Origin of the sequence: Pseudoalteromonas sp. SG44-1, assembly GCF_014164315.1 — a bacterium.
Classification (GTDB): domain Bacteria; phylum Pseudomonadota; class Gammaproteobacteria; order Enterobacterales; family Alteromonadaceae; genus Pseudoalteromonas; species Pseudoalteromonas rhizosphaerae.
Genome location: NZ_JACJEW010000015.1, coordinates 34,990 through 61,826 on the forward strand (window position 1 = coordinate 34,990; position 26,837 = coordinate 61,826).

27 protein-coding genes are annotated in these 26,837 nt (G+C 41.6%); 18 read left to right on the forward strand and 9 right to left on the reverse strand.

Annotated features, from left to right (window positions below; translation table 11 throughout):
• Genes H5187_RS09210 through H5187_RS09225 form a run of 4 tightly spaced genes read right to left on the reverse strand, consistent with a single transcriptional unit; the run spans position 1 to position 2,453 of the window.
• Complete coding sequence (locus tag H5187_RS09210; RefSeq protein ID WP_182784129.1) at positions 1 to 561, reverse strand: YqiA/YcfP family alpha/beta fold hydrolase; 561 nt, start codon at positions 559 to 561, stop codon at positions 1 to 3.
• A complete protein-coding gene (locus H5187_RS09215; RefSeq protein WP_182797802.1) occupies positions 546 to 1,337 on the reverse strand; it encodes a metallophosphoesterase in 792 nt (263 codons plus the stop codon). Before H5187_RS09215 ends, H5187_RS09210 begins: the two co-directional genes overlap by 16 nt.
• On the reverse strand, positions 1,324 to 1,782 hold the full coding sequence (locus tag H5187_RS09220) for a DUF1249 domain-containing protein (RefSeq protein WP_145234962.1): 459 nt from the start codon (positions 1,780 to 1,782) through the stop codon (positions 1,324 to 1,326). The genes H5187_RS09215 and H5187_RS09220 overlap by 14 nt, the downstream gene beginning before the upstream one ends.
• Before the next feature lie 44 nt (positions 1,783 to 1,826).
• Complete coding sequence (locus H5187_RS09225; protein WP_149981265.1) at positions 1,827 to 2,453, reverse strand: NUDIX domain-containing protein; 627 nt, start codon at positions 2,451 to 2,453, stop codon at positions 1,827 to 1,829.
• A gap of 440 nt (positions 2,454 to 2,893) precedes the next feature.
• Between H5187_RS09225 and tolC the strand changes: the two genes are divergently transcribed.
• From tolC to H5187_RS09240, 3 genes are all read left to right on the forward strand, one after another.
• On the forward strand, positions 2,894 to 4,237 hold the full coding sequence (gene tolC / locus H5187_RS09230; RefSeq protein WP_149981266.1) for an outer membrane channel protein TolC: 1,344 nt from the start codon (positions 2,894 to 2,896) through the stop codon (positions 4,235 to 4,237).
• A 105-nt stretch (positions 4,238 to 4,342) separates the two neighbouring features.
• Complete coding sequence (lpxL, locus tag H5187_RS09235; RefSeq protein WP_149981267.1) at positions 4,343 to 5,269, forward strand: LpxL/LpxP family Kdo(2)-lipid IV(A) lauroyl/palmitoleoyl acyltransferase; 927 nt, start codon at positions 4,343 to 4,345, stop codon at positions 5,267 to 5,269.
• 54 nt (positions 5,270 to 5,323) lie between these two features.
• Positions 5,324 to 5,896, forward strand: coding sequence for a TcpQ domain-containing protein (locus H5187_RS09240; protein WP_145234952.1), 573 nt, complete (start codon positions 5,324 to 5,326; stop codon positions 5,894 to 5,896).
• Here H5187_RS09240 and glnE read toward each other — a convergent pair.
• Positions 5,893 to 8,691, reverse strand: a complete 2,799-nt coding sequence (glnE, locus tag H5187_RS09245) for a bifunctional [glutamate--ammonia ligase]-adenylyl-L-tyrosine phosphorylase/[glutamate--ammonia-ligase] adenylyltransferase (RefSeq protein WP_182797803.1) — start codon at positions 8,689 to 8,691, stop codon at positions 5,893 to 5,895. The two genes, H5187_RS09240 and glnE, sit on opposite strands and share 4 nt — an antisense overlap.
• Before the next feature lie 73 nt (positions 8,692 to 8,764).
• Here glnE and H5187_RS09250 point away from each other — a divergent pair, with 73 nt between their 5' ends.
• The 6 genes from H5187_RS09250 (at position 8,765) to ruvX (ending at position 13,078) form a co-directional block, all read left to right on the forward strand.
• Positions 8,765 to 9,658, forward strand: a complete 894-nt coding sequence (locus tag H5187_RS09250) for a hypothetical protein (protein WP_145234948.1) — start codon at positions 8,765 to 8,767, stop codon at positions 9,656 to 9,658.
• A 30-nt stretch (positions 9,659 to 9,688) separates the two neighbouring features.
• Complete coding sequence (locus tag H5187_RS09255; protein WP_145234946.1) at positions 9,689 to 10,162, forward strand: hypothetical protein; 474 nt, start codon at positions 9,689 to 9,691, stop codon at positions 10,160 to 10,162.
• Between the two features lie 105 nt (positions 10,163 to 10,267).
• Complete coding sequence (gene rsmE / locus H5187_RS09260) at positions 10,268 to 11,002, forward strand: 16S rRNA (uracil(1498)-N(3))-methyltransferase (RefSeq protein ID WP_145234944.1); 735 nt, start codon at positions 10,268 to 10,270, stop codon at positions 11,000 to 11,002.
• A 54-nt stretch (positions 11,003 to 11,056) separates the two neighbouring features.
• Positions 11,057 to 12,010, forward strand: a complete 954-nt coding sequence (gshB, locus tag H5187_RS09265) for a glutathione synthase (protein WP_145234942.1) — start codon at positions 11,057 to 11,059, stop codon at positions 12,008 to 12,010.
• Positions 12,011 to 12,037: 27 nt separating this feature from the next.
• Positions 12,038 to 12,595 (forward strand): YqgE/AlgH family protein, encoded by a 558-nt coding sequence (locus tag H5187_RS09270; protein ID WP_145234940.1) that lies wholly within the window; start codon positions 12,038 to 12,040, stop codon positions 12,593 to 12,595.
• Positions 12,596 to 12,631: 36 nt separating this feature from the next.
• Entirely contained in the window at positions 12,632 to 13,078 is a 447-nt protein-coding gene (gene ruvX, locus H5187_RS09275; protein ID WP_145234938.1) for a Holliday junction resolvase RuvX, read from the forward strand.
• Here ruvX and H5187_RS09280 read toward each other — a convergent pair.
• Genes H5187_RS09280 through H5187_RS09290 form a run of 3 tightly spaced genes read right to left on the reverse strand, consistent with a single transcriptional unit; the run spans position 13,041 to position 16,144 of the window.
• Positions 13,041 to 13,952 carry a hypothetical protein gene (locus H5187_RS09280; RefSeq protein ID WP_145234935.1) on the reverse strand — a complete coding sequence of 304 codons (912 nt, stop codon included), beginning with the start codon at positions 13,950 to 13,952 and terminating at the stop codon, positions 13,041 to 13,043. The two genes, ruvX and H5187_RS09280, sit on opposite strands and share 38 nt — an antisense overlap.
• A gap of 1 nt (position 13,953) precedes the next feature.
• On the reverse strand, positions 13,954 to 15,084 hold the full coding sequence (locus H5187_RS09285; protein ID WP_145234933.1) for a PilT/PilU family type 4a pilus ATPase: 1,131 nt from the start codon (positions 15,082 to 15,084) through the stop codon (positions 13,954 to 13,956).
• 19 nt (positions 15,085 to 15,103) lie between these two features.
• Positions 15,104 to 16,144, reverse strand: a complete 1,041-nt coding sequence (locus H5187_RS09290) for a type IV pilus twitching motility protein PilT (protein ID WP_145234931.1) — start codon at positions 16,142 to 16,144, stop codon at positions 15,104 to 15,106.
• A 2-nt stretch (positions 16,145 to 16,146) separates the two neighbouring features.
• Here H5187_RS09290 and H5187_RS09295 point away from each other — a divergent pair, with 2 nt between their 5' ends.
• The 8 genes from H5187_RS09295 to H5187_RS09330 all read left to right on the forward strand — a co-directional run bounded on the left by H5187_RS09295 (position 16,147) and on the right by H5187_RS09330 (position 23,270).
• Entirely contained in the window at positions 16,147 to 16,860 is a 714-nt protein-coding gene (locus H5187_RS09295; protein ID WP_310736240.1) for a YggS family pyridoxal phosphate-dependent enzyme, read from the forward strand.
• Positions 16,861 to 16,875: 15 nt separating this feature from the next.
• Positions 16,876 to 17,697 (forward strand): pyrroline-5-carboxylate reductase, encoded by an 822-nt coding sequence (proC, locus tag H5187_RS09300; protein WP_182718460.1) that lies wholly within the window; start codon positions 16,876 to 16,878, stop codon positions 17,695 to 17,697.
• Between the two features lie 57 nt (positions 17,698 to 17,754).
• On the forward strand, positions 17,755 to 18,288 hold the full coding sequence (locus tag H5187_RS09305; protein ID WP_182718461.1) for a YggT family protein: 534 nt from the start codon (positions 17,755 to 17,757) through the stop codon (positions 18,286 to 18,288).
• Between the two features lie 51 nt (positions 18,289 to 18,339).
• Positions 18,340 to 18,783 carry a DUF4426 domain-containing protein gene (locus tag H5187_RS09310; RefSeq protein ID WP_145234922.1) on the forward strand — a complete coding sequence of 148 codons (444 nt, stop codon included), beginning with the start codon at positions 18,340 to 18,342 and terminating at the stop codon, positions 18,781 to 18,783.
• Positions 18,784 to 18,786: 3 nt separating this feature from the next.
• The gene (locus H5187_RS09315; RefSeq protein ID WP_182794628.1) at positions 18,787 to 19,386 is read left to right on the forward strand and encodes an XTP/dITP diphosphatase; all 600 of its coding nucleotides are present in this window, start codon (positions 18,787 to 18,789) and stop codon (positions 19,384 to 19,386) included.
• The gene (gene hemW, locus H5187_RS09320) at positions 19,383 to 20,519 is read left to right on the forward strand and encodes a radical SAM family heme chaperone HemW (RefSeq protein ID WP_182718463.1); all 1,137 of its coding nucleotides are present in this window, start codon (positions 19,383 to 19,385) and stop codon (positions 20,517 to 20,519) included. Before H5187_RS09315 ends, hemW begins: the two co-directional genes overlap by 4 nt.
• 81 nt (positions 20,520 to 20,600) lie before the next feature.
• Complete coding sequence (locus H5187_RS09325) at positions 20,601 to 22,433, forward strand: DUF885 family protein (RefSeq protein ID WP_182718464.1); 1,833 nt, start codon at positions 20,601 to 20,603, stop codon at positions 22,431 to 22,433.
• A 138-nt stretch (positions 22,434 to 22,571) separates the two neighbouring features.
• Complete coding sequence (locus H5187_RS09330) at positions 22,572 to 23,270, forward strand: hypothetical protein (protein WP_182718465.1); 699 nt, start codon at positions 22,572 to 22,574, stop codon at positions 23,268 to 23,270.
• A gap of 2 nt (positions 23,271 to 23,272) precedes the next feature.
• On the opposite strand, the gene H5187_RS09335 is transcribed toward H5187_RS09330, so the two are convergent.
• The gene (locus H5187_RS09335) at positions 23,273 to 23,989 is read right to left on the reverse strand and encodes an SIMPL domain-containing protein (protein ID WP_182718466.1); all 717 of its coding nucleotides are present in this window, start codon (positions 23,987 to 23,989) and stop codon (positions 23,273 to 23,275) included.
• 170 nt (positions 23,990 to 24,159) lie between these two features.
• On the opposite strand from H5187_RS09335, the gene H5187_RS09340 reads away from it, so the two are divergent.
• Positions 24,160 to 26,835 (forward strand): bifunctional acetate--CoA ligase family protein/GNAT family N-acetyltransferase, encoded by a 2,676-nt coding sequence (locus H5187_RS09340; protein ID WP_182739964.1) that lies wholly within the window; start codon positions 24,160 to 24,162, stop codon positions 26,833 to 26,835.
• Positions 26,836 to 26,837 lie beyond the last annotated feature (2 nt).

Genomic DNA, 26,837 nt, shown 5'->3' on the forward strand with positions numbered 1-26,837 from the left:
TTACGTGATTTTAAGAAAATCTACAATACTAGCAATGGAGTCATCAAAGCCAACAAAGCTATGATCACCACCAAATTCTATCTGTTGCTTGCATTGTGAATAATATTTAACGGCCTGCTGATAATCCAGTACTTCATCACCCGTTTGCTGTAATAAGTACAGTAATGATGGGCGCTCTAAGCTAGGTATCGACAGTGATTTTAACGCGTTAATATGACTATTGTTGAGCTCGTAATGGCTATCCTGATAGGGATTATAGTTCGGCCCTAACAAAGAACTCAACAATAAATAAGGCTTAACCGCAGGGTTTATAACCACTGCTGGTAACTGATATTTTTGCGATAAATAAGTGGCGTAAAAACCACCTAAAGAACTGCCAAGTAATACAGTATTTGGCGTTAATAATTGTTCAATTTGAATTATCGCATGAAACGGTTCATGGCTTAGCCGTGGCACACAATAATCAACGTCATAGTGTGCCATATACTCACCAAAGCGGACAGCTTTAAATGAATGTTCACTGCTATTAAAACCATGAATATAAATTACTCGTTGGGCCACATCAGTTCCGAGTTAATTAATAGTTTTGCACTGTTTGTTGGCTTTGATATTGTCAACAATCGATAACCAGGCCCCGCATTGTGTTGCTGCCAGTCATCGGTGTGTTTAGTAAACTGCACTGAGCTTGCTGGCGTGGCAAAAATCTCAATACTTCTGAATTTAAATTGATAGTCATTGTGAACATGACCATGAAATAACTGCCTTACTAGCGCGCTATTATGCAATACATTAAGTAGTTGCGGGCCATTTTCGAGCATATGCTTGTCTAGGTAACCATTAATAGGTAATGGATTATGGTGGCAAAAAGCCACGCTCGGCGACTGTGTAGTCGCTAATAAATCAGCGAGTTCATTTAAATCGGCTTCGCTTACCCAACCTGCTGGTGTTGGCCCTTTAGAGCTAATTAACAACACTTCAAAGCCATCGGCAATTAACCGTTTTGCACTATTGATTTGACCACCAGAAATACGCTGCATCGCACTGATATCATCATGATTACCAGGCAGCCAAAAAACAGGGCAAGTAAGCGCTGAGTCGGCAATCAGCTGAGCAAACAACAAATATGATGCAAAACTGTGATCTTGGGTTAAATCGCCACCAAAGATCACAGCGTCTAATGACTGGTGTGCCATATCAGCAAGCGCGCGAGAAAAGTGCTCAGCGGTATTGACCGCAAAATACTCCCCTTGTGGGTCTGCAAATAAGTGACAATCGGTAATATGCGCTAAGCGCAGCTGAGTATTATTGAACTGCGCCGACTCATCAAACCAGGCCATCATTTATATCCCAGTTAAGTACCGCTCGACCACTTTCAACACACGCCACTAACCAATCATACAAAAACGCATTAAGTTGATATTTTTCATCTTTTTGATGCATTTGCGGATTAGGGTAACCATATGAAGGTTTGATCCTTTGATGGTAATCATGGTGAATTATTTCAGCAACTTTTGCATCGTGATATAAACGCACAGTTAAAAACAGCGGATTAAACCCTTTTAACATACCGGTTAATTGGGTTATTGAAATATCCATCGTGTATTTAGCACAGCCATCCACCTTAATTACAAACTGGTTATTACCCAATTGTACTTGACGTGTATTGCCTTCTTTGCGCTCATTGGGCAGCAATTTTAAAGCACGTAAGTAGTTATGCTCACATAACGTCAAGTATTTAGGAAGACTCTGAATATATCGTTGTTTCACTGCAAGTGCTGTCACATTACCGCCATAAAGTTAGAGGTTAAGGGTAGTCTATTACTATTTTAGCTGCGCTGATTAATTATACGTTCGCGATTAAGCGCTAACCACTGCAATGAAATTACCGAGGCAGCATTATCTATCTCACCGGTTGCTAAACGCGCCATTGCATCATCAAAACTGAGAATATGCGTTTTAATATCTTCACCTTCAGTTGCAAGTCCATACACGTCACTTTGTAGCTGACTTAAATCAGTTTTTGCAAGATAAAGATGTAACCGCTCAGTAGTCCCTCCTGGGCTTGACAGGTACGATAGCATAAATTCCAATTCGCTCAGTACTAAGCCCGCTTCTTCAAATGCTTCGCGCCTAGCGACATCTTCATAATTAGTACTGCCATCGGTCATGCCTGCTATACATTCTAATAACCAAGGTGACTGTTTAGTTCTTATCGCGCCAATACGTATTTGTTCTATCAATAAAATACTATCTGCTATGGGATCATACGGTAAAACTGCAACCGCGTCACCGCGTTCGAGTATCTCACGACGGATAGTCTCTGATTGACCCCCCGCAAATAATGCATGTTCAAACTGATATAAGTTAATATTAAAAAAGCCGCTATAAAGTACTTCTATAGGAGCAATTTTAACGTCTTGTTTGGTAAATTTTGTGAGCTTTTCATCAGCCATGAAGTTTCCTATTACACATGCTATTACTTGAATTTAAACCTAGATACTTACTATCATGTCCGGGGATTATACCCAAACCACCTCAAGATGCAGAATCCAGCGTTTCACAGGGGCTTAATATCAAGGCGTTACTTTGCAACAATGGCAGTCCCTTTTAAGAAGTAACAACGATGAGAGTAAGTTCCTGTGAAACGCCCAGGGGGTTGGTTTAAAAGCGATTTATACTGCGTTATTGATTTTAATAATAGAACCACTATAACTTACAATCAATGCCTTGCCTAAATCGCTTTTAATTCCAACTGAAACTGACATATTGAGGTGGTTTGGGTATATATTCTGTTACACTTGTTTACGCTGTTTTACGCAAATTTTTTTTTGTTCTTAAGTAAAACAGGTTACCATGCTTTTAGAACGTAAATTGTCTAAGGACTGAACGAATAATGAAAAAAAACATTCTTGCTGCGCTGATTGGTATATCTTGCGCATTAACTGCCACAGCGTCAAATGCTGAAGACTTATTACAAGTTTATGAAATTGCCACAGCTAACGATCCTACTGTTTTAAAAGCAAAAGCCCAAGCAAACGCACAAGCTTATAACAGTGACCGTGCAATGAGCGCATTATTGCCACAAATCGGTTTTTCTATGGGGTATGATAAAACCGATAGCACATCATTTAATGGTACTGATGCGGCAGGTTACACCAAGGTCGATAGCGATTCAGATACATTCAGCCGTGGTCTTAAACTAAGCCAGACACTGTTTGATTTAGGTGCATGGAATTCACTCGGTATTGCAGACAAACAAGCGTTGCAAGCAGCTGCTCAATATGACTTTGCCAAGCAAGATCTCATTGTTCGTGTTGCTGATGGCTATTTCAACGTATTAAGTTCGATTGATAACTTAGAATTTGTACAATCTGAAAAACGCGCTATTGAACGTCAACTTGAGCAAACCAAACAGCGTTATGCAGTAGGCTTAACGGCAATTACCGATGTGCATGAAGCGCAAGCACAATTCGATAACTCGGTTGCCCGCGAAATCGTTGCCAGAAACGGCGTTGAAACCGCCCGTGAGCAGCTTCGCGAAATCACCGGTAAATATCACGCTAAGCTGGATATGTTAAACACTGAGACTTTCTCTACCGTTCAACCAGCAAAAAAATCACCCGATTATATTAAGCTTGCAGAACAAAATAATTTAACTCTGCAGGTCTCTAAAGTAACGGTTGATATCGCTAAAGATCAAATTGATTTAGCACAAGCGGGTCATTACCCTAAGCTGACTTTAGATGCCAGCTACGGTGATACACTAACTGATAGCAATAGCAACACTGCGCGCCCACGTGGTGATAGTACAAATATTGGCATTAACTTTAGTGTGCCAATATATTCAGGCGGTGCTACTACTGCAGCGACTGAGCAAGCACGTGCTTTTTATGTTGCTGCAAGTGAAGATTTAGAAGCAAGTCTACGTGGCGTAACCCGTTCGGTGATCACCTCTTATAATCAAGTAGTATCAGATATTGCGACCTTTAAAGCCCTTGAACAAGCAGTAGTTTCTGCTGAAAGTGCATTAAAAGCCACTGAAGCTGGTTTTGAAGTGGGTACTCGTACTATTGTTGACGTACTGGTCAGTACACAAAACTTATTTAACGCCAAACGTAACCTCGCTGATGTACGCTATCGCTACGTTGTATCAACGCTACGCTTAAAACAAGCAGCGGGCACGTTAACAAGTAATGATTTACAAGCCATCAACCAAGGTTTAAAAGAAATCCAATAAAGATAAGCTTAACATTACTCATTTAAAAGCCAGCAACTTGCTGGCTTTTTTGTATTTTTTTATTCATCCAGTTAAACTAGCTTCTTTTGCATATGAGATACTTCTGTGGTCAACAACTCCCCATTTAAATGGTCTTTCTTGGGCCCTCGTTATTGGTTTACTTGGTTTGGCGTATTTATTTTGTATATAATTTCTTGGCTACCGCAGAAATTACAACTTGCATTGGGCCGACTGCTAGGTCGCTTAGTCCATCGTTTTATGAAAAGTCGTCGCCATATTGCTGAAGTCAATATTAAACGCTGCTTTCCAGATATGCCCGCAGCCGAACAACAAGCATTAGTACTTTCTAACTTAGAAAATACCGGTATAGGTATGATTGAAACAGCCATGTCATGGTGGTGGCCTGATTGGCGTGTAAAAAAAGTTTGCGGCTCGGTTAAAGGGCTTGAATACTTTGAGCAAATACAACAATCTGGTAAAGGGATTCTAATGATAGTCCCACACATACTGCATCTTGAAATGGCAAGCCGTGTCATGGGATTACACTATCAAGGTATTGGTTTTTACCGCCCCCATAATAATCCGCTAATGGAATATTTTATTACTAATGGTCGTTTACGCTCAAATGAATTTGTGGTTGGCAAACGCGATGTTAAAGGCCTACTCAAAGCCTTAAAAAATAAAAAATTATGTTATTACTTACCCGATCAAGATTATGGCCGCCAACGCTGTGAATTTGCACCTTTTTTTGCAGTTCAAGATACCGCAACTACCACTGGGACTTTGCTATTTGCAGCCAGTAAGCACTGTGAAACCGTCAGTCTTATAAGTCGACGTGACGAACAGGGAAAATATCATTTAGAAGTACGCCCTATGCTTGAAAACTTTCCATCTGGCGATAACCTCGCCGATGTGACTCGTGTAAATCAACGCATTGAAGAAGCTATTAATGCCGCACCAGAACAATATATGTGGGTTCATCGACGCTTTAAAACTAGGCCGGATGAGAACGCCCCCTCTTATTACAAGTGACAACGCCGCTGTAATATGCTTTTATTAGTAAATATAAATACAAGAGTATGAGCCATGTGGTTTTGGGTTAAGCATTTATCACTAGCTGCTATTTTAATTGCCGCAGCGATTTATTTTTTATTAGGTCATGGCCCAGTCATGGACATGAAAGATACTAAAAATGCGGCTGCGCAAGGTTTATCACGTTTTTATTCATCGTTACGCAACCAGGTAAATAAAAGCAATGAACGCGATAAATACGTACTTAAATTAGCTAATCCGGATATAAATATAGATGCGGCGCTGACCGAGCGCGCTAAAGTTGTTGAACCATCCTCACCAAATTGGACTGGTGAGTTAATGCCGAGACGCTTTGAAAATGGCTCGACTTTAAAAAAAGTATTAACTGATTACGCACGCGATGAAGATATCGTTCTGTATTGGTATTTAAGTAAAGACTATGTGATCAAAGAACACTTTCGAGTGGATAGCAATTTTAATTCAACGCTTTATCAAGTTGGCCGGGCGATAAATGATGACTTTGAAAACGAAGTTTATACCTTCTTTTGTTTTAAACAGCGAGCAGCCGTGATCACCGAGCTGCCCTCTGAATATGTGCGCGAAAACTGTAAGCGCCTAAGAAGTTAAGCGCTTAACTCAAATATCTGCTGCCATGCTTGTGTAACAAATGCGATGTCTTTCGCAAATTCAGCTTTTGTTACACAACGTCCCTGCTGATCTAGACTCAACACATGATAACGCGAGCGATAATCAATATAGGCTGTAATAAGCCCTTGCTTGATCTCATCACTAATACAACCAAGCCTTGCTGCATCGGTTAAAATCCTTACGTTGTCTGAGTAAGTAGTTAGTTGCTCCAAGCTATAAGCGTTATCAAGCACTAAATATTGAGTCAGAAACTCAATATCAGCAATGCCGCCAGTATCTTGTTTTAAATCAAACTCAATATCGTTGCCTTTCGCTAAATGTGTGCGCATTTTTTCACGCATGGTGATCACATCGTCTTTAAGCTTTTGCGGGTCGCGCTGCTGGCACAAAATGCCTAAGCGAATTTGCGCAAAGCGCTGCTGTAATTCGGGTTGCCCAAAAATCATCCGAGAACGCACTAGCGCTTGATGTTCCCATGTCCAAGCTTGCGTTTGCTGATAGTGGTTAAAGCTCTCAAGATTGATTGCCATTAACCCTGAGGCACCTTCTGGGCGTAACCGCGTATCTAGTTCATATAAAATACCCGACGCCGTTCGAGTATTAAATAAATGCATTAGTCGCTGTGCTAATTTTAAATAAAACTGCCGTGAATCAATCGCTTTAGTGCCATTAGTTTGCTCTGAGCCATCACTATTATGTACAAAGACTAAATCGAGATCAGAATCATAACCCACTTCAAAACCACCGGTTTTACCATAAGCTATTACGGCAAAGCCCTTGTGCTCTTCATCAGTATTAGGCGGAATACCAAAACGCTGCGCCATTTGCTGCCAAGCAAGGTTCACCGCTTGCTCAACTATCGCTTCGGCTAATGCTGTTAAATGATCGCTTACTTTCATTACATCTAACACACCGGTTGCATCAGCGGCAGCAATACGTAGTTGATGGGTTTGTTTAAACTGACGCAGTGCTTCCATTTGCTGTTCTAAGTCTGCGCTATCAATACGTAAAAAATACTGTCGTATTTCGTCTTTATATGCAGTCAGTGGTGTAGGCTTATACAGCACCGCAGGATCGATAAGCTCATCAAGTAAAATCGGGTAACGCGAAATATGCTCACCAATCCATTTACTATGACAACACAACGAAACAAGCTGTTTTAACGCGCCTTGGTTTTCAAACAGCAACTCTAAATAGGCTGTTCGTGAAATAACCTTGCTTAATACTTGGCAGATCATACTAAATACGTCACCACTTGCTTGACTGTCTGATAGTTGCTTTAGCATTAATGGCATGAGTTTATCGAGAATATCACGGCCACGATGACCAATTTTAGTTTTCGTTAAGCGGGCTTTAAAATCTTCTAATGGTATTTGCCATGCATCATTTGGGTCGGTTAAAACACTAATATCGGTGTGTTCCCAAGCACTTATAAAAGCACTTTCGCAAGGATCGACTGGCTCACTTTCATAACCAATAACTTGTTCAAATTCACTGTGGATGCCAGCCATTATGTCATTTATTTGCGCTAAAGATGCGCTGAAGTCACTCTGCTCTAACAGGTAATTTAGCCGTTGTTGGTTCAGGCCATCATCTGGCAATGTTTGCGTTTGTTGATCTGCAAAAATCTGCAAATATTGCTCAACTCGCCTTAAAAACAAATAATTGTGGCGTAATAGTTTTGCTTCATCTGCGCCAATAACTTGAATATTTACTAATTCAGCTAACGCTTTTTGTAATGATTGTGTTTGTAAATTGGCTTCACGCCCACCTCGTACCATTTGCAATGCTTGCACCACAAACTCGACCTCACGAATCCCACCAGCGCCTAGTTTTATATTGTTGGTTAAGCGCTTACGGCGTACTTCTTGAGCTATCATTTGCTTCATTTTACGCAGCGATTCAATCACTGAAAAATCGATATAGCGACGATACACAAAAGGCTTTAATAACTGATAAAATTCATCACAGTAGCGCGTTTGAGGGCCAATTAAACGTCCTTTGAGCATCGCATAGCGTTCCCACTCACGGCCTTGATCTTGGTAGTAATCTTCCATGGCATTAAAACTCATCACCAAGGGGCCGCTTTCACCAAAAGGTCGCAGCCGCATATCGACCCTAAATACTTGTCCATCAACCGTTGTTTGATTAAGTGCGGCAATCAGCTTTTGTGCCACTTTAGTGTAAAACACTTGCGCTTCTAAAGAGCGCCGCCCACCTTGAGTTTTTACACTACGCGGATAAGAAAAAATTAAATCGATATCTGACGAATAGTTAAGTTCTTGGCCACCTAACTTACCCATTCCTAATACCAACATCGCCAGTGGCAGTTGTTGCTCATCGAATGGTTGCCCATTAATCTGAGCAACCTGGGCAAATGCCCAGTTATTGGCACTATCAATTAGCTGATCGGCTAAAGCCGAGATATAGCCAATACTATCGGCTATATCATTGCTGTAACATAAATCTAAACACGCTACTTTTAGCCAATAGCGTTCCCGGTAACGGCGTAAAATTTTATGGCACTGCGCTTCATCAACCTCGGTAAGATTTAAGTCTTGAAATGGGTTAGGACTATCTCGCAAACTCATTTGAGTATCACTGAGCAACATCTCAATTAACTGCGGCTGAGATTGCAGGCAACGCCAGGCAAAGTCACTCAAACCTAACAAATTAATAATTAATTCATTAGCAGGAAGCTCTGGATATAGCTGAAAAAAACGTTCGCTGCCTAAGCCATGCAGTGCTGTTGGGAGTTGTTCGCCTGGTGTCATCAAATACTCTCTTTTATATCAGTCGTAACCGTACTAGAATAGTTAACATAATAATAACCACCCTAGGTTCTCAATGTCATATTTATCTTTATCTAACACTAGTTTACTCGCGATTGCTATCTGTTTTATGGTTATTTGTTTAGCTGTTATTTGTTTGCGGGTAGTAAGTCAACTCAAGGCTAAACAAGCATTAAAAGAAGAACTTGCTCAACATGACAATTTTGCTCTAGGAATTAGTTTTGCGTCAGAAATTAGTGTAGTGATCGCGACTGTAGCATTTTTATTTGATGAAATTAGTATCAGTGCAGCCCAATCAAACCCGCTTAAGATGATTGTACTGATAGTACTGTTGTTTACTTTTATTAAAGTAGGCCACTTGATCCACCGCAAGTGGATCTTGCACCGCTTTAATGAAGAAGCCGCCATACTAAAACAAAATGTCTGTGCCGCGTTGGTAGATTCAGGCATGTTGATCGCTAACTGTATTATTACATTAGGGCTATACAGCTGGTCTCATACCCAAGGGTTTAGCAGCTTACTAATTGCTTTTGTCAGCTTCTTTTTACTGCAAACTATTTTTGCCTTAGACAGTAAATTCCGTGAATATCGCTTTGCTCGCGCCAATCAAGGGGCGTCATTACAAAGTAACTTTAATTTAGAAAACACCTCTATTGGCATTCGTTATGCCGGTAAATCCATTGGCCTTGCATTAGCTATCTATGCGGGTCTTGCCAGTGCCACTTTTCACAGTGGTAAAATGGTTGAGAATTTATTCACATTAGCTTTACATTGCGGCACTATGTGGTTATTACTGTATCTATTAACGACTATAATCAAGTTCATCTCTTTGCCAAACATTGATACTGAGCTTGAAATTGATCATCAGGATAATATTGGAATAGCTTGCATTGAATTTGCTGTTTTCAGCGCTATAGGCTATTTACTAATAAGTATGTTTTCAATTTAATATTGAAAATGACGTAATACGTGGGGCCTTATGCCGTTTGAAGTAAATAACTATCTACTGATCGATAACGACAGTGAATTCAGCCGGCAATTCACTGAACATTATTTTGCTCAGCCACACGGCACCAGTCCAAGTACCCTTGTTGTTGCTGGTGCAAATACCCGTCACTTGGTTAAATTAATGTTTGACCAGTTGATCAAAGATTATTGCTACTGCGACTTTAGTAATGAAATTAGCGTGTCAGAACTGGCGAGTTATTTACATGAACACCATGATATTGCCGGTGTACTATACAATCAAACGGATTATTTATTAGCTGATGATAAACAACGATTTATATTCAATTCATTACATTCTGTACGATTTTTAATTAAAGAGATTGATGATGGATACCTGTTTGAACCAGTCACAGACTTAGCACAAAATAATCACTTATCATGCCAAACCGAAATAGCCGAAACACCGCAAAATTTAGACGCATTATGTGAAAAGCTTAATAATTAGTTAAAATAAAACTTAACTAATTATCACTGACTCACAATAAGTATTTGCACCGAAGAGATGACTTACATACCATAACGATATTAGCTATTTTTGTTGAAGGTCATCATGAGAGTTCCTCATATTTATCAAGCAAGTCCTATTGTAATTGCCACTGCACTTCAGTTAGAAGATGATGCAGCAGGCCACATAGGTCGCGTATTACGGATGAAAGTCGGTGAGCATATTTCATTATTTAATGGCCAAGGCGGCGAATATCTTTGCGAACTCATTGAAGTAGGAAAAAAATCAGTCGTTGCAATGCCGCTTGAATTTAATGAAAAAGATGTTGAATCACCGCTGAGCATTCACCTAGGGCAAGGGATTTCTCGCGGTGACAAAATGGACTTTACCATTCAAAAGTCTGTTGAATTAGGGATCACTGAAATCACCCCTATTTTCAGTCAACGTTGTGGCGTTAAATTAAGCGCCGAGCGACTTGCAAAAAAACACCAGCAATGGCAAAAAATAGCGATTGCTGCAGCAGAGCAATCTGGTCGTAACCGGATCACCACGATTCATCCACCGATAGACATCAGCCAATGGCTTGCACAAAGCAGTGATGAAATTAAGCTTACCCTACACCCTCGTGCAGAGCACAGTATTAAAACAATCGAAGTACCTAGCGCTGGCGTGCGGTTTTTAGTTGGTCCTGAAGGTGGCTTCACTGATGATGAAATTGCCCAGACCAAACAACAAAATTTTGTTGATATCCGTATCGGCCCACGCGTGCTGCGCACTGAAACTGCCGCTTTGACAGTCTTAAGTGCACTACAGCTACAATTTGGCGATTTAGCTAATTGAAATTAGTAAAACCACCCTCATATCAATAGCAACAGATTCAGTAAGGCAACGAACATGGCAATTAAGTTAGGTATAATTTCAGATCCGATCAGCGGATTCAACATCAAAAAAGACACCGGTTTTGCAATGATGATGCAAGCCCAAAGCCGTGGCTATGAAATTTACTACATGGAAATGAATGATCTTTCATTGCGTAAAGGCAAAGCGTATGCCACAGCCGCAAAAGCAACCGTGTTCGACGATACAAACCATTGGTATGAGCTGGAAGAAAAAGCCAGTATCGCACTTGCTGATTTAGATGTTATTTTAATGCGTAAAGATCCACCGTTTGATACTGAGTACATTTACGCAACCTATATTTTAGAACGCGCCGAACTTGAAGGCACGCTTATTATTAATAAGCCACAAAGCCTGCGTGATGCGAACGAAAAGTTATTCACCGCATGGTTTAGTGAGCATACACCTGACACTTTAGTAACCCGTTGTAAGCACCAGATCCGCGCATTTTTGGCTGAACATAAAGACATCATTCTAAAACCTTTAGATGGTATGGGTGGCGCCTCTATTTTCCGTGTGACTGAAAATGATGCCAACATTGGGGTTATTTGCGAAACACTCACCGAACACGGTAGCCGTTTTGCCATGGCACAAAACTATATCCCAGAGATCAAACAAGGTGATAAACGCGTATTGGTGGTCGATGGCGAAGTGATCCCATATTGCCTAGCCCGCATTCCACAAAATGGTGAAACACGTGGTAATTTAGCTGTTGGCGGTCGTGGTGAAGCACGCCCAATCAGTGATTCAGATCGTAGAATTGCCGAAGCCGTTGCACCAACATTAAAAGCTAAAGGGCTTATTTTTGTAGGTCTTGATATCATTGGTGATAAGCTAACAGAAATTAATGTTACAGCGCCTACCTGCGTAAAAGAAATCGAAGCTGCCTATGATATTTCAATTACTGGGCGCTTATTTGATGCCATAGAAAGAAAACTGAGCCATACTTAAATTTACTAACAATAAAGGGGTATCGTTATGCAATCATTAGAAAATCATTTTTTAATCGCAATGCCATCAATGCAAGACCCTTTTTTTAAACGTGCTGTCGCGTATATTTGTGAGCACAATGAAGACGGGGCTATGGGGCTGGTGATCAACCAGCCGATCAATATTACTGTCGGCGACTTGCTCGACAAAATAGAGATTGATAACGACAAATCCACCCACGCAGCAAGTGTTGCAGTATTTGCTGGAGGACCTGTAAAAACCGATCGTGGTTTTGTACTGCATTCTCCAAAAGCAGGTTATAGCGCAAGCCAAGAACTTAGCAGCGAAATCATGATAACCACATCCAAAGATGTGTTAGCAAGTTTAACCACAGCCCAAGCACCAGAACAGTTTATTATTACACTGGGCTATGCGGGTTGGGAGCAAGGCCAGCTCGAACAAGAGCTACTCGAAAATTCATGGCTAATTATAAAAGCCGATCCTGAGATTATTTTTAACACACCGATAGAGCAACGCTGGGAAAAAGCAGTCGCGACGCTCGGTTTTGATATTAGCCAATTAAGTTCGGAAGCTGGCCACGCATAAGCGTGGTCACCCACAATTTTAAAGCACAGAGATAGCATGACTAAAAAACAACTAAAGCCCAAAGGTGAACGCACCGTGATGGGCTTTGATTTTGGCACCACCAGCATTGGTGTTGCTATCGGCCAAGAACTAACAGGAACCGCATCGAGCCTAAGCGCTATCAAAGCCAAAGATGGTATTCCAAATTGGGATTTTATTAAAAAGCATGTCGATGAGTGGCAACCTGATTTACTGGTGGTTGGATTACCGCTTAATATGGATGGCACAAATCAAGAAGTCACCTTTAAAGCTAAAAAGTTTGCCAACCGCTTACATAATCACTATGGACTGCCTGTAGAGACCCAAGACGAACGTTTAACCACAGCAGATGCAAAAGCACGATTATTTGAGCAAGGCGGTTACCGTAGCTTAGGTAAAGGAAATGTGGATAATATGTCGGCTGTTATTATTTTGGAAAGCTTCTTTGAACAAGCTTACGGGTAAGCGGTAGGTTTATAATAAGCTGCTCACTCAGTTCAGGAATAAATCCAGCTTGGCGATAGGCTTTTTCTATCGCACCTTGTTCTCGTAATATCTTTAAGCCTTTTTGCAACGCTTTAAAAGCCTGAGCGCCATCAGGATGGCGTTTTGATATTACAAAATGACGACTATCATCTAATAATATCAGCACATTAGGTACCGCTTGCAAAACAATATCTTCAAGTACATATTGGTTACCCATCTGTGGCATCAGTGGCATTAACATAAAATCAATCCATTGCATCGATACCATACGCACTTGACTGAGCCATTCATCCTCTGCAACTAGATCTTTTAATGGTAATTGCGATAAAGTTTTCCAATCTGTACGCCAACGCGGCGTAGACACACTAGTTAGTTGATTAAAATCTGACAGGTGCTGCAGCTGAAATACTTTTTTATTGTTTGGAGAAGTAAAAATCCCCGCAAAATACTCGCCTTTACGGATCAGCTCATCGCTGATATACACTTTATCTGCTAGTGATTTGGCATCTTCATACCAATAACTATCAAAGCTGATCAGTAGCTCACCTTTTTCTAACAGTTTGGTATTACGAAAATTAATTTTACCAATTTGATAACTGAAAGTTTTATTAAAGCCCCCCAAGTACAAGGCTTGTTGGGCAATGATCATATCAACTACATCGCGACGTATAAATCGACCACTAAAATCAGTAATATCCTGCGGTGCTCTACCGGCTAAAAAATGTGTGTAATCATAATGCACGTCATCTCGGATAAAAATAGCAATCGATTGATCTGTCGCCATCGCAAAAAATGAGTTACTAACAACATAAAAACTAACTGTTACAAGTAACCATTTTATGCGTTTTTTCATACTACTGACCTTTAGGTTCTAACCCGTCAATTGTTACTCCCTGTAAAAAACCAGCCCCTTGCTGTTCATTATTTCGAAGCTTAATCATCAAACGTAAATCGTTAGGTGAGTCAGCGTGATGCAAAGCATCTGCATAGTTGATACGTTGCTGTTTATAGAGCTCAAATAACGCTTGATCAAAGGTTTGCATACCCATATCTTTCGCTTTAGCCATGGCTTCTTTAATGCCGCCAATGTCGCCTTTTTTGATAAGCTCGCCGATAATCGGGGTATTTAATAAAATTTCGATAGCAGCTACTCGACCATTGCCATCGGCTGTAGGCACTAGTTGTTGTGCTATGATAGCTCGTAAGTTTAAGGATAGATCATATTTTAGCTTATCGTGCTTTTCTTTAGGCACTAAATGCATAATACGGTCAATTGCTTGGTTAGCGTTATTGGCATGTAATGTAGCAACACATAAATGACCGGTTTCAGCAAAACTAAGTGCGTATTCCATGGTCTCTTGCGAACGTATTTCACCAATTAAAATGACATCGGGGGCTTGGCGTAATGAGCTTTTTAACGCCGCCTCAAAACTTTCCGTATCTAAGCCAACTTCACGCTGAGTAATAATACTTTTGCGATGTTCATGGACAAACTCAATCGGGTCTTCAATAGTCAAGATATGCCCACGTTGATTACGATTACGGTAACCTAATAATGCAGCCAACGACGTTGATTTACCGGTGCCAGTACCACCGACAAACAGCACTAAACCACGTTTAGCCATGATCACATCAGTCAATGTCGACGGTAGACCAAGCTCAGCAACATCAGGAATTTGCGTAACAATACGGCGAATAACCATACCCGCGCAATCTCGTTGCCAAAATGCCGAGATCCTAAAGCGCCCTTCATCGGTAGCTATGGCAAAGTTGCACTCTTTAGTATTATGAAACTCTGCTTTTTGTTTTTCACTCATCGCTGATTCAACTAATTGCAGCGACTCTTCGTCTGATATTTTTTCGTCGCCAAGTGCAATTAGTTCACCATTAATCTTTGCGCTGACTGGCAATTGGCTCGATACGAATAAATCCGAACCTTGCTTTTCAATCATCAAATGTAAAAAGTAATCAAGAGAATGTGTCATTACTGCTCCTTACTCGGGCCTAGCCGCCGAAATTATTTTTATCTTGTGCTTTAGCACGCGCTTCAGCATTGGTAACAACACCGTGATTCACTAAATTAATTAAACACTGATCCATGGTTTGCATACCATGCGATGCGCCAGTTTGAATCGACGAATACATTTGCGCAATTTTATCTTCGCGGATAAGGTTACGGATCGCAGGCACTGCAATCATGATTTCATGTGCTGCGACTCGCCCGCCACCAATTTTTTTCAACAGGGTTTGTGAAATAACTGCGCGTAATGACTCTGAAAGCATTGAGCGGATCATACTTTTTTCTTCACCAGGAAACACATCGATAATACGGTCAATGGTTTTCGGGGCTGACGTAGTATGCAATGTACCAAATACTAAATGGCCGGTTTCAGCAGCAGTCATGGCAAGGCGAATAGTTTCTAAATCACGTAGCTCACCAACCAAAATCACGTCTGGATCTTCACGTAAAGCACTGCGCAGTGCATTAGAAAAACTATGCGTATCGCGATGCACTTCACGTTGATTAATTAACGATAGTTTATTGTCGTGCACAAACTCGATGGGATCTTCGATGGTTAAAATATGATGATGCTTGTGTTGATTTATATGATCCACCATCGCAGCCAATGTGGTCGATTTACCAGAGCCTGTAGGTCCTGTTACCAACACTAAACCACGCGGCGTATCTGAGATTGTTTTAAATATATCTGGCGCACCTAAATCATCAAGCGTCAGCACTTCACTGGGAATGGTACGAAATACAGCTGCGGGGCCTCGATTTGAGTTGAAGGCATTAACACGAAAACGTGCTAAGTTCGGCACTTCAAACGAAAAATCCACTTCAAGGTTTTGTTCATAGTCCTTGCGTTGATTATCGTTCATAATATCGTAAACTAGGCTGTTAACATCTTTGTTTTCCAGCGCTGGTATATTAATACGTCGCACATCACCATCAACACGGATCATTGGCGCAACCCCTGATGATAAGTGTAAATCTGATGCTTTGTGCTGCACACTAAAGGCCAATAATTCGGTAATATCCATTTATGACTCCACAACTAACTGATAATTATATGGTTACAATAGCAGAACGACTTAAGTCCGCCTATGCTAGAATTGCCCTAGCGGCAAAAAAACATCATCGTAATGAGCACGATGTCTGCTTGTTGGCAGTATCAAAAACCAAACCTGCTGATTTCATTCTAGCGGCTTATCAACAAGGTCACCGAGAATTTGGTGAATCATACGTTCAAGAAGCTGTTGATAAAATAACCCAATTAGCAAATTATAGCGATATTGTTTGGCATTTCATTGGCCCTATTCAATCAAATAAAACCGCCCTTGTTGCCAGCCACTTTGATTGGGTGCAAAGTATTGAACGTGAAAAAATAGCGCAACGTTTAAACGATCAAAGGCCCGCAGATAAAGCCCCTTTAAAAGTACTGATCCAAGTAAATATCAGCTTAGAGGACTCAAAATCAGGCTGCCACCCCGATAAACTTGCAAGCCTCGCTGAATTTATTCACCATTGCCCGCATTTAGAATTGCGTGGTGTCATGGCAATCCCAGCAAAAACTGACGATCCACAGCAACAAATACAATATTTTGAGCAATTACGTGCTTGCTTTGATAGACTTAAAGCCCAATATCCTCAAATAGACACCCTGTCGATGGGGATGAGTGGTGATGTCGAAGCTGCGATTGCAGCAGGCTCAACCATGGTACGCATCGGCACGGATATTTTTGGCCAACGAAGCTAAGGTGATAACTAAGATATGTCAGATAAAACAATTGCATTCATAGGCACAGGTAATATGAGCTACGCCATTATTGGCGGCATGGTAAAAAAAGGATTTGCTGCATCGAGTATTATTGCAACAAATCGTAACCAAGAAAAACTCGCTAAGGTAGCAGCGGATTTCGGGGTTAAAACCACCGCAGATAACAACGAAGCACTGCGCGATGCCGATGTTATTGTGTTGTCTGTAAAGCCGCAAATGATGGGTGATTTATGTCAATCATTTCAAGATTCGGGTATCGACTTTAGCGATAAGCTATTTATTTCTGTCGCCGCAGGCTTAACGGTTAAGCGGTTACGTGAAATGCTCGGACAAGACGTTAAGATGGTACGTTGTATGCCAAATACCCCGTCTTTATTAGGGCGCGGTGTATCAGGTTTATTTGGTGCCGGCGAAACCGAGCAAGAACATACTTTTGTGCAACAAGTATTTGAATGTACAGGTATTGCGGTATGGGTTGAGCAAGAGTCACAAATTAACGATGTTATTGCTGTTACGGGGTCATCACCGGCTTACTTTTTCTTATTTATGGAAGCCATAGAAGAAAAAGCCAAAGCACTTGGCTTTAGCGATGAAGACGCGCGTCGCTTAGTACAGCAAACAGCATTAGGTGCAGCTGAAATGGCGGTATCACAACCTGATATTAGTATTTCACAATTGCGTGCTAATGTGACATCAAAAGGTGGCACCACGCATGCAGCTGTTGAACATTTAAAAGCACACGGTCTGACTAACACTGTCGCCGATGCAATGGATGCCTGTATTGCTCGCGCGGAACAAATGGAACAAGAACTTTAAAAGCACTTTGCTGCTTTTAGCCCTATTTATGTTTAAGGTTTTTAATTAAGGTACGTTATGAACGCCATGCAATTTTTAATAAGCACACTATTCGATCTATTTTTAATGGTCGTATTAATGCGCTTTTGGCTACAAGCCGCCAAGGCTGATTTTTACAATCCGTTGAGTCAGTTTGTGGTCAAAGCTACTTCATTTGCTGTTAATCCACTGCGTAAAATTATTCCAGGGTTAGGTGGCCTAGACTTAGCTTCGTTATTACTGGCGTTCATTGTCGCTGCTGCAAAAATTACTGCGCTGATATTTTTAGTAGGCGCGACATGGGAAGTTGGATTTGTACTTTTAAATGCGCTAGTAACGGTGATTAAAGAAGGCTTAAACTTACTGTTTTGGGTATTAATTATTCGCGCGTTATTAAGCTGGGTAAGCCAAGGCAACAATCCAGTAGAAGCGGTATTTCAGCAGCTAACTGAACCAATGTTAAGACCTATTCGTAAAGTGTTACCGCCACTGGGCGGCTTAGATCTATCAATTTTAGTGTTAATTATCGCGCTGCAATTTGCCCAGTTTTTGTTTATTGATTTAGTCGGCTAACCTTATCATTAACACAGAGGCCTACTAGGCCTCTTTTTTTAAGAGTCATTTATGAAAAAGCTCGCAAGTATTTTATTCTTTGCATTAGCAGGTATTACCTTTAGTGCCCACAGTGAACAAATGCAAGGCGCACAATACAAAGAACTCGGCCCATGGCAAGTACATTACATTGCATTTCCGTCAACCTTTATTCAACCACAAATAGCCAAAACCTATGGCCTAGAACGTAGTGGTTATAAGGGCATTGTCAATATTTCAATCCTTAAAAAAGATACCGATGCCACAGCGCAAACGGCCATTCTTAAAGGCACTGCTAAAAACCTACTTGGTAATAAGCAAACCTTGGACTTCAAAGAAGTCATCGAAGGCGATGCAATTTATTACCTCGCGCAAGTTGATTTTACTAACGAAGAAATTCTGCGCTTTGAAATTGAAATACAACAAGGTAATCAATTTCAAAAGCTGCAGTTCCAGCAAAAATTTTACGTAGATTAATTCATGAAAAAAACTTTAGTGTTAGCCACTGGCAATCCGGGTAAAGTCAACGAATTAGCGCAGATGCTAAACCCGCTTGAAATAAACGTTGTGCCACAAAGCGATTTTAATGTGCCAGAAGTAGCAGAAACAGGCACCACCTTTGTTGAAAACGCTATTATCAAAGCTCGCCATGCTGCAAAAATAACGGGGCTACCAGCTATTGCTGACGACTCAGGGTTAGAGGTTGATGGCCTTAACGGCGCCCCTGGCGTTTACTCAGCTCGCTATGCCGGAGAAGGCGCTAGCGATCAAGATAATATTGATAAATTATTAAGCGAACTTGCTAACAACCCTAACCGCAGTGCGCGCTTTTGGTGTGTGCTGGTATTAATACGTCATGCTGATGACCCTACTCCACTGATTTGCAGTGCGAGCTGGGAAGGACAAATTACGCAAAGCCAAGATGGCCAAGGTGGTTTTGGTTACGACCCTATTTTTTATGTGCCAGAACTTGAATGCACCAGTGCGCAATTAACTAAGCAGCAAAAAAATGCAGTAAGCCATCGTGGTCAGGCATTACAACGTTTATTGTCTGAGCTTAAGCTCAAAGGCGGCCTGTGAATTTACCACCATTAAGTTTATATGTGCACGTCCCTTGGTGTGTGCAAAAATGCCCGTATTGTGATTTTAATAGTCACGGTCAAAAAGGTGAGATCCCTGAAAAGGAATATGTGCAGCATTTAATTGATGATTTAAAAACCGATCTGCACTTAGTGCAAGGACGTAAAATTCATTCAATCTTTATCGGTGGTGGCACGCCTAGCTTATTAACCGGTGAGGCCTACGTTAATTTATTAACGGCGGTGGATTCATTAATTGGCCTAAGTGAAAACTGCGAGATCACCTTAGAAGCTAACCCCGGTACGGTTGAAACAGGACGTTTTAAAGACTATGTGGCAGCTGGCATTAATCGTATTTCGATTGGCGTGCAAAGCATGCAAGACGACAAACTCAAAGCGTTGGGGCGTATTCACGGTGCCGATGAAGCCATATATGCCGCAGAGCAAGCTCATGAAGCAGGTTTAAATAGCTTTAATCTTGATTTAATGCACGGCTTACCGGGGCAATCTGTTGCTGATGCGCTGAGCGACTTGAAAAAAGTCATCGCCCTTAATCCGCCACATATTTCGTGGTATCAGTTAACGATTGAGGCCAATACCCAATTTGCCTCTAAACCGCCAACGTTACCGGCCGATGACACCTTATGGGATATTCAAGAGCAAGGCCAAGCCTTACTTACTGAGGCAGGTTATCAGCAATATGAAATTTCCGGCTATGCAAAACCGGGTTTTCAATGCCAACATAACTTGAATTATTGGCGCTTTGGCGATTATTTAGGCATTGGTTGTGGTGCCCATGGTAAGGTAACCGATGCTAAAACAGGCATCATTACCCGCACTGAGAAAGTAAAACATCCTCGCGGTTATATGGATTTAGCTAAGCCGTATTTATTTAAACAGTGGCCAGTTGAACAGCACGACTTACCGTTTGAATTCTTTATGAATCGCTTACGGTTATTTGAAGCCTGCCCAATTAGTGACTTTACAGCCTTAACTCAGTTACCGCTGCAAAGCCAAGCAGATGCGCTGCAACAAGCCATTGCCAAGGGTTTGCTTAAGCAAACGGATAGTCACTGGCAGGTAAGCCAAAAAGGTCATCGTTTTTTAAATGACCTGCTAGAATTGTTTGTGTAATAACGACCCAAACTTTACTAACAAATACACACTAATAATAATTAATAACCTTCAATGGTTTCTAACAACAAAAGGGAAAACATGCGTAAACTAACCTTTATCGCCGCCGCAGTGAGTATTGCACTGCTAGGTGGTTGCCAGCAAACACCAGAGCAACAAAGCACGCCAACTGTACAAGCACAACCGGTACAAAGCGAAATAGACAAAGCGAATGCGTTTTTCGAAGATACTTTTAACCGTGATGTGATGAGCAGCCCTGTTTATCAAACATACATGGGTATCAAACAAGACTACGACAAATGGGATGACGGTAGCGAAGCGCGCGTACTGAAAGATCATCAACAAACAAAAGATGATTTAGTGGCATTAAACGCTATTAACCGCGAACTCCTAGATGACACCACAAAAGTTAGTTATGACCTTAAAAAGCAAGACCTTGAAAACAGCATTGCTGATTTTAAATGGCGCTATCATAACTACCCAGTGAACCAAATGTTTGGTACTCACTCGATGATCCCGGCCTTTTTAATCAACCAACACCAGATTTCTGATGTTGCCGATGCCAAAGCCTACATCTCGCGTTTGAATGGCGTAACCACGGTTATTGATCAACTGATCACTGATTTAGAAGTACGTGCTGATAAAGGCATTATCGCTCCTAAATTTGTATTCCCACATGTGATTGATTCAAGCAAAAATATCATTCACGGTGCGCCATTTGAACAAGGTGATGATTCCACCTTACTTGCCGACTTTAAACGTAAAGTTGCGAAGCTTGAAATTGCTCAAGCTGATAAAGACGCGTTAATCAGCGATGCTGAGAAAGCCCTTAAAGCGGCTGTAAAACCTTCTTACTCTAAGTTGATTAATTATTTAGCACAGCTTGAAAAACGTGCTGATGATCGTGATGGTGCTTGGAAATTTCCTGATGGCGAAGCGTTTTACAACAACGCATTAGCGCGCACGACTACCACTGATTTAACGGCTAAAGAAATCCACACCATCGGTTTAGCTGAAGTATCTCGTATTCATGACGAAATGCGCCAAATCAAAGAAAAAGTTGGCTTTAAAGGCGATTTAAAAGCCTTTATGCAGTTTATGAAAACCGATAAGCAATTTTACTTACCTAATACTGAAGCAGGTAAGCAGCAATACCTTGACGAAGCCACGGCACTTATTAACACCATGAAATCACGCTTGGATGAGCTATTCATTGTTAAGCCTAAAGCCGACATGATTGTTAAGCGTGTTGAAGCCTTCCGTGAAAAAGCGGCTGGTAAAGCATTCTACCAACAGCCTGCACCAGATGGTTCACGCCCGGGTGTTTACTACGCTAACCTTTACGACATGGAAGCAATGCCAACGTATCAAATGGAAGCGCTGGCTTATCACGAGGGTATTCCAGGTCACCACATGCAAATTGCAATTTCGCAAGAGCTTGAAGGCGTGCCTAAGTTCCGTAAATTCGGTGGCTACACAGCCTATATCGAAGGTTGGGGCTTGTACTCAGAGTTATTACCAAAAGAAATGGGCATGTATGCAGACCCTTATTCTGACTTTGGCCGTCTATCGATGGAACTATGGCGAGCATGTCGCTTAGTGGTTGATACTGGTATCCACGAAATGAAGTGGACTCGCCAACAGGGTATTGATTACTACGTAAATAACACGCCAAACGCGACGTCTGACGGCGTTAAAATGGTTGAACGCCACATTGTAATGCCTTCGCAAGCAACGGCTTACAAAGTAGGTATGCTGAAGATTCTAGAACTTCGTGAAGCTGCCAAGGTTAAACTAGGTGATAAGTTTGATATCCGTGAATTCCATGATGTGGTACTTAAAAATGGCGCAGTGCCACTAAACGTACTAGAGAACTTTGTTGATGAGTGGGTTGCAAGCAAACTAGCAGCTTAAGCATCCTTACTTTATAACATATACAAAGGCCGTATCTACGGCCTTTTTTATTGCCTGAAAGATAGATAAACACTTGACCAACAAGTGCTTTACGCTAGGATAAAGCACTTGATATACACGTAACGTATAGGATTAACAATGGATACATGTATCAGTCAACTAAACCAACAGATGCAGCAGCATCAGTTGCAAGCCATTGTTGATAGCTTTGCCAGTTTATCTGCAATACAACAAGCCATGCAGTTACAGCACTTATATAGCAGTGCGCAACGCATGAGTGTAAAATATACTTATCTGCAAAATATCGCCACACGCATATTAACTCAACACTCGCTACCAACAGCCATCATCAGTCAGCTAAATAATACCGACCAATTAAGTTTTTTTACCCCTGGTCTAAAGTTCAATCATGGTTTTACACAACAAAACCAACAGCAGCAAAATGTATTGCACCGCTTATTTAGCGAGTGTAGTGAGGCTAAATTACCGTTTAATTATGTACGTTCACTGATGCTATTTGAAAGTAACGAAAACTTGTTGCAAGCTTTAGCGCAAGTTAATGATATCGGGCTGACCCCAGTTGCAAGTTACATTGCAAACAATCCAGCCCAACACAGCTTACCAAAGCATGAATTTTCGGCCTTGCTGGCATTAATGGAAGTTGAGTTTAAACAAAATCAGGGCAATATAAACACTGCCGCATTCTTAAAAGCCTTACTCACGTTATCTCAAACAAGCCCAGACAAGCCACTCAGTGACTATAAAATACTGCTCAGTGGCGCTTACTTACGCTGTAAAACAGAACAAGTTGAGCGCTACCTTGTACAACATAAATAATATTAATCAGATAAATAATATTCAACGCTGGTTACAACTCGCACTTTTTTGATCTGCGGAGTGTTTGAATCGCGGTCGATTATACTAAACTGCCCTTGTCTTGCGGTGCGAATTTTACCTAGTTTTGACTGTGAGTCCTTGGCAAATTTTAATGCCACTTCGCGAGCTTTTTCGGTGGCTTCTTGCACCATTGCTGGTTTTATATCGTTTAGCCCAGAGAACAAATATTCAATGCGGGTTTCATAGTTATCTTGCACAATCGCAATACCTTGTTTGGCTAGCTGGCCCACCTTAGTTAAGGCGTTTTGCACTTTATCAGGCTGCTGCGAATACACGGTAATATTTGCGCGGGCAATATAGCGAAACTGTTGATTATCAGCGCCGTATTCGCGCGCTTGTTTATCAACAATTGATTGCCTACCTTGGCTGATCTCTTGTTCATCAAAGCCATGCAGTTTTAAAAAAGCGATCACTGCGGCATTTTTCTGCTCAACCCGTTCAACTAACTTTTCGAGGTCATTATCTGCATCACTAAATTGTACCGGCCAGATCACTGTATCAGCAGTTACTTCACGCTCTGCTAATCCTTTAACCTCAACCGTGCGTTCCATATTTTTTACATCAAGCGCTGCTGATTTTAAAATCCATCCGCAGCCAAGTATAGCGACACTCAATACAGCTGCGCCAAGCAACTGATAATATCCATTTGGTTTATTCATTTAATGATCCTTTGATAATAATCAATTATATGTGGTTATGATGCTCGAAAAATCAACCTAAACAGGTTACATTGAGCATATACTCAAACCACCTCAAGATGCGAGCGTCGTTAGCAAAAAGATTATATGCATCACCTCGCTAGAAAACAAATAACCCGCAAGGAAAGACCATGAGTGTAAAACGCATTAGTCAGTTTTTCAACCCGACTTCGGTTGCCGTGATTGGTGCATCGAATAACGTTTCCCGAGCAGGATTTGTAGTAATGCGCAACTTATTACAAGGCGGATTTAACGGCCCTATCATGCCAGTAAGCCCGACTAATAGCGCCGTACATGGCGTGTTGGCCTACCCGTCAATTGCGGCGCTACCGAAAATACCGGACCTTGCGGTTATTTGTACGAACAAACACACCCTACTTAATATCATTGCAGAGCTTGGAGAGTTTGGCTGTAAAAATGCGATTGTGATCGCAGCCGGACTCAATCATGAACAAAAAACAGCACTGCAAGAAGCCGCTAAACAAGCCAAAGTATCGTTACTTGGCCCTAATTGTTTGGGTTTGTTGATCCCTCATATTGGCCTCAATGCGAGTTTTTCTCACACTATCGCAAGCCCTGGTAAATTAGCGTTTATTTCACAGTCAGCTGCTGTGTGCTCCACTATTTTAGATTGGGCAAAACATAAAGAAATTGGCTTTTCATACTTTGTCTCTGTGGGAGATTGTTTAGATATCGACTTTGCTGAACTACTCGACTTTTTAGGTCGCGATGCAAAAACGAAGGCTATTTTGCTGTACATCGATAACATTGAGAATATCCGCAGCTTTATTTCAGCTGCTCGTGCCGCTGCGTTTAGTAAACCGGTGATCGCCATTAAAACCGGTAAAACAGCGGCTGGAGCACTTGCTGCCGAAATTCACACTGGCGGCAAGCAAAGTTCAGATGCGGTGTATGACGCCCTCTTCCAACGCGCAGGTATGTTACGGGTAAATGATTTAACTGAACTGTTTGCTGCTACACAAACACTGGCCATGCATCCTAAATTATTAAAGGTGGAACAACTCACCATTTTAACTAATGGCGGCGGCCCCGGCGTAATGGCCGTTGATAGCTTATTACAAAGTTCTGGTAAGCTGACACAATTGAGTGAAGAAACCCGTGCGGCGCTCAATAAAGTGATCCCACAGTCGGATATGACCTCTAATCCGGTGGACATTTTTGGTGACTCAGTTCCGGCACGCTACCAACAAGCACTGGAAATTTTATTGCATGCTAAGGAAGTAAAAAATCTACTGATCATTCACACGCCATCGGCCCTTGCGCCAAGTGAAGACTATGCATTAATTATCGCTGAAACGTTGAATAAACTACCGAAAATGGCGCGTCCTTATGTGATCACAAATTTTATGGGCGAAGATGCCGCCTATGCCGCCCGTCGCGTATGTAGCAACTACGGCATTCCTACTTATCGCACCCCTGAGGGCGCAGTACGCGCCTTTATGCACTTAGTAAGTTATCGCCGTAATCAAAAACATTTAACCCAAACTCCAGAGTCAAACACAGATGACGCTAAAATCAATAAACACGCAGCAAAAGCGCTCGTGAATGAATTTTTAGCAGAGCAGCAAAGCTATCTATCCACCCATCAAGCCAGCCAAATACTCGCTCACTATGGCGTTGAATGTATTCAAACCGAGGTCGCATACACACCAACAGAAGCAAAAGAACAAGCCATAGAGCTAGGCTTCCCGGTTGCACTGAAACTGATCAGCCCTAGCATTCCATCTAAATCAGAAGTCGGTGGCGTGGTACTTAACTTAAACGATGCACAAGAGGTTGAACAAACCGCCTTTGCCATGCTATTGAGAATAAAAAACACCTACCCTGATGCGATTATTGAAGGCTTTTCACTGCAAAAAATGGCACCCAGAGCTGGCGCCAATGAACTACGTATTGCGATAAAAACAGAACCGAATTTTGGTCCTGTAATACTTCTAGGAGAAGCCGGCACGGGTCTAGAGTTTGCTCAAGCAGCGGTTGCTTTACCACCTTTGAATATGAACTTAGCAAAGTATTTAATTGCTGCGGCGCATGACAAAGGCGTGCTTAAAGAGCGTATTTTGCCTGAGAAAGTTGATAAGTATCGCCTCTGTGCACTACTGACCCGTATTTCTCAGTTAGTTATTGATCAACCCGATATAACTTCGCTTGAGTTAAATCCTATTTTAGCCAGTAATGGCCAGTTTTTGGTGCTTGATGCCACCATGACCCTGAGTCACTACCAAGTACAATCACATCGTAAACGCTTATCTATTCGCCCTTACCCAATTGAGCTGGTTAAACAAGTGACGCTGAAAAATAATACCCTTGCGACACTCAGACCAATAAAGCCAGAAGATGAGCAAGCGCACCAAGAGTTTGATCTATCTCTCAGCAAAGAAGATCGCTACAAACGCTTTTTTGGCGAGCTGCCGCAGTTTAACCACGATCAACTCGCTAAAATGACACAAATTGACTACGATCGTGAAATGGCGTTTATTATCACTCAAGACAACGCCACGCTTGGCGTCTCTCGGGTGTTAATGGACCCTGATAAAGTGCATGCCGAATTTGCTATAGTAGTGCGCTCAAACTGCCAAGGCCTTGGCTTAGGTGGCTTATTAATGCGCGCCGCTATTGAGTATTGTCAAAGCCAAGGCGTACAATTCATTGAGGGTATCACCCTGCCGGAAAATACCGGAATGATTGAATTAGCCCGAAAACTAGGCTTTAAGATCAGCCGCGACTTTGAAGAAGGCAGCATTAATATGGTACTTGCTTTAACTCCCAATAACACACACGGATAATA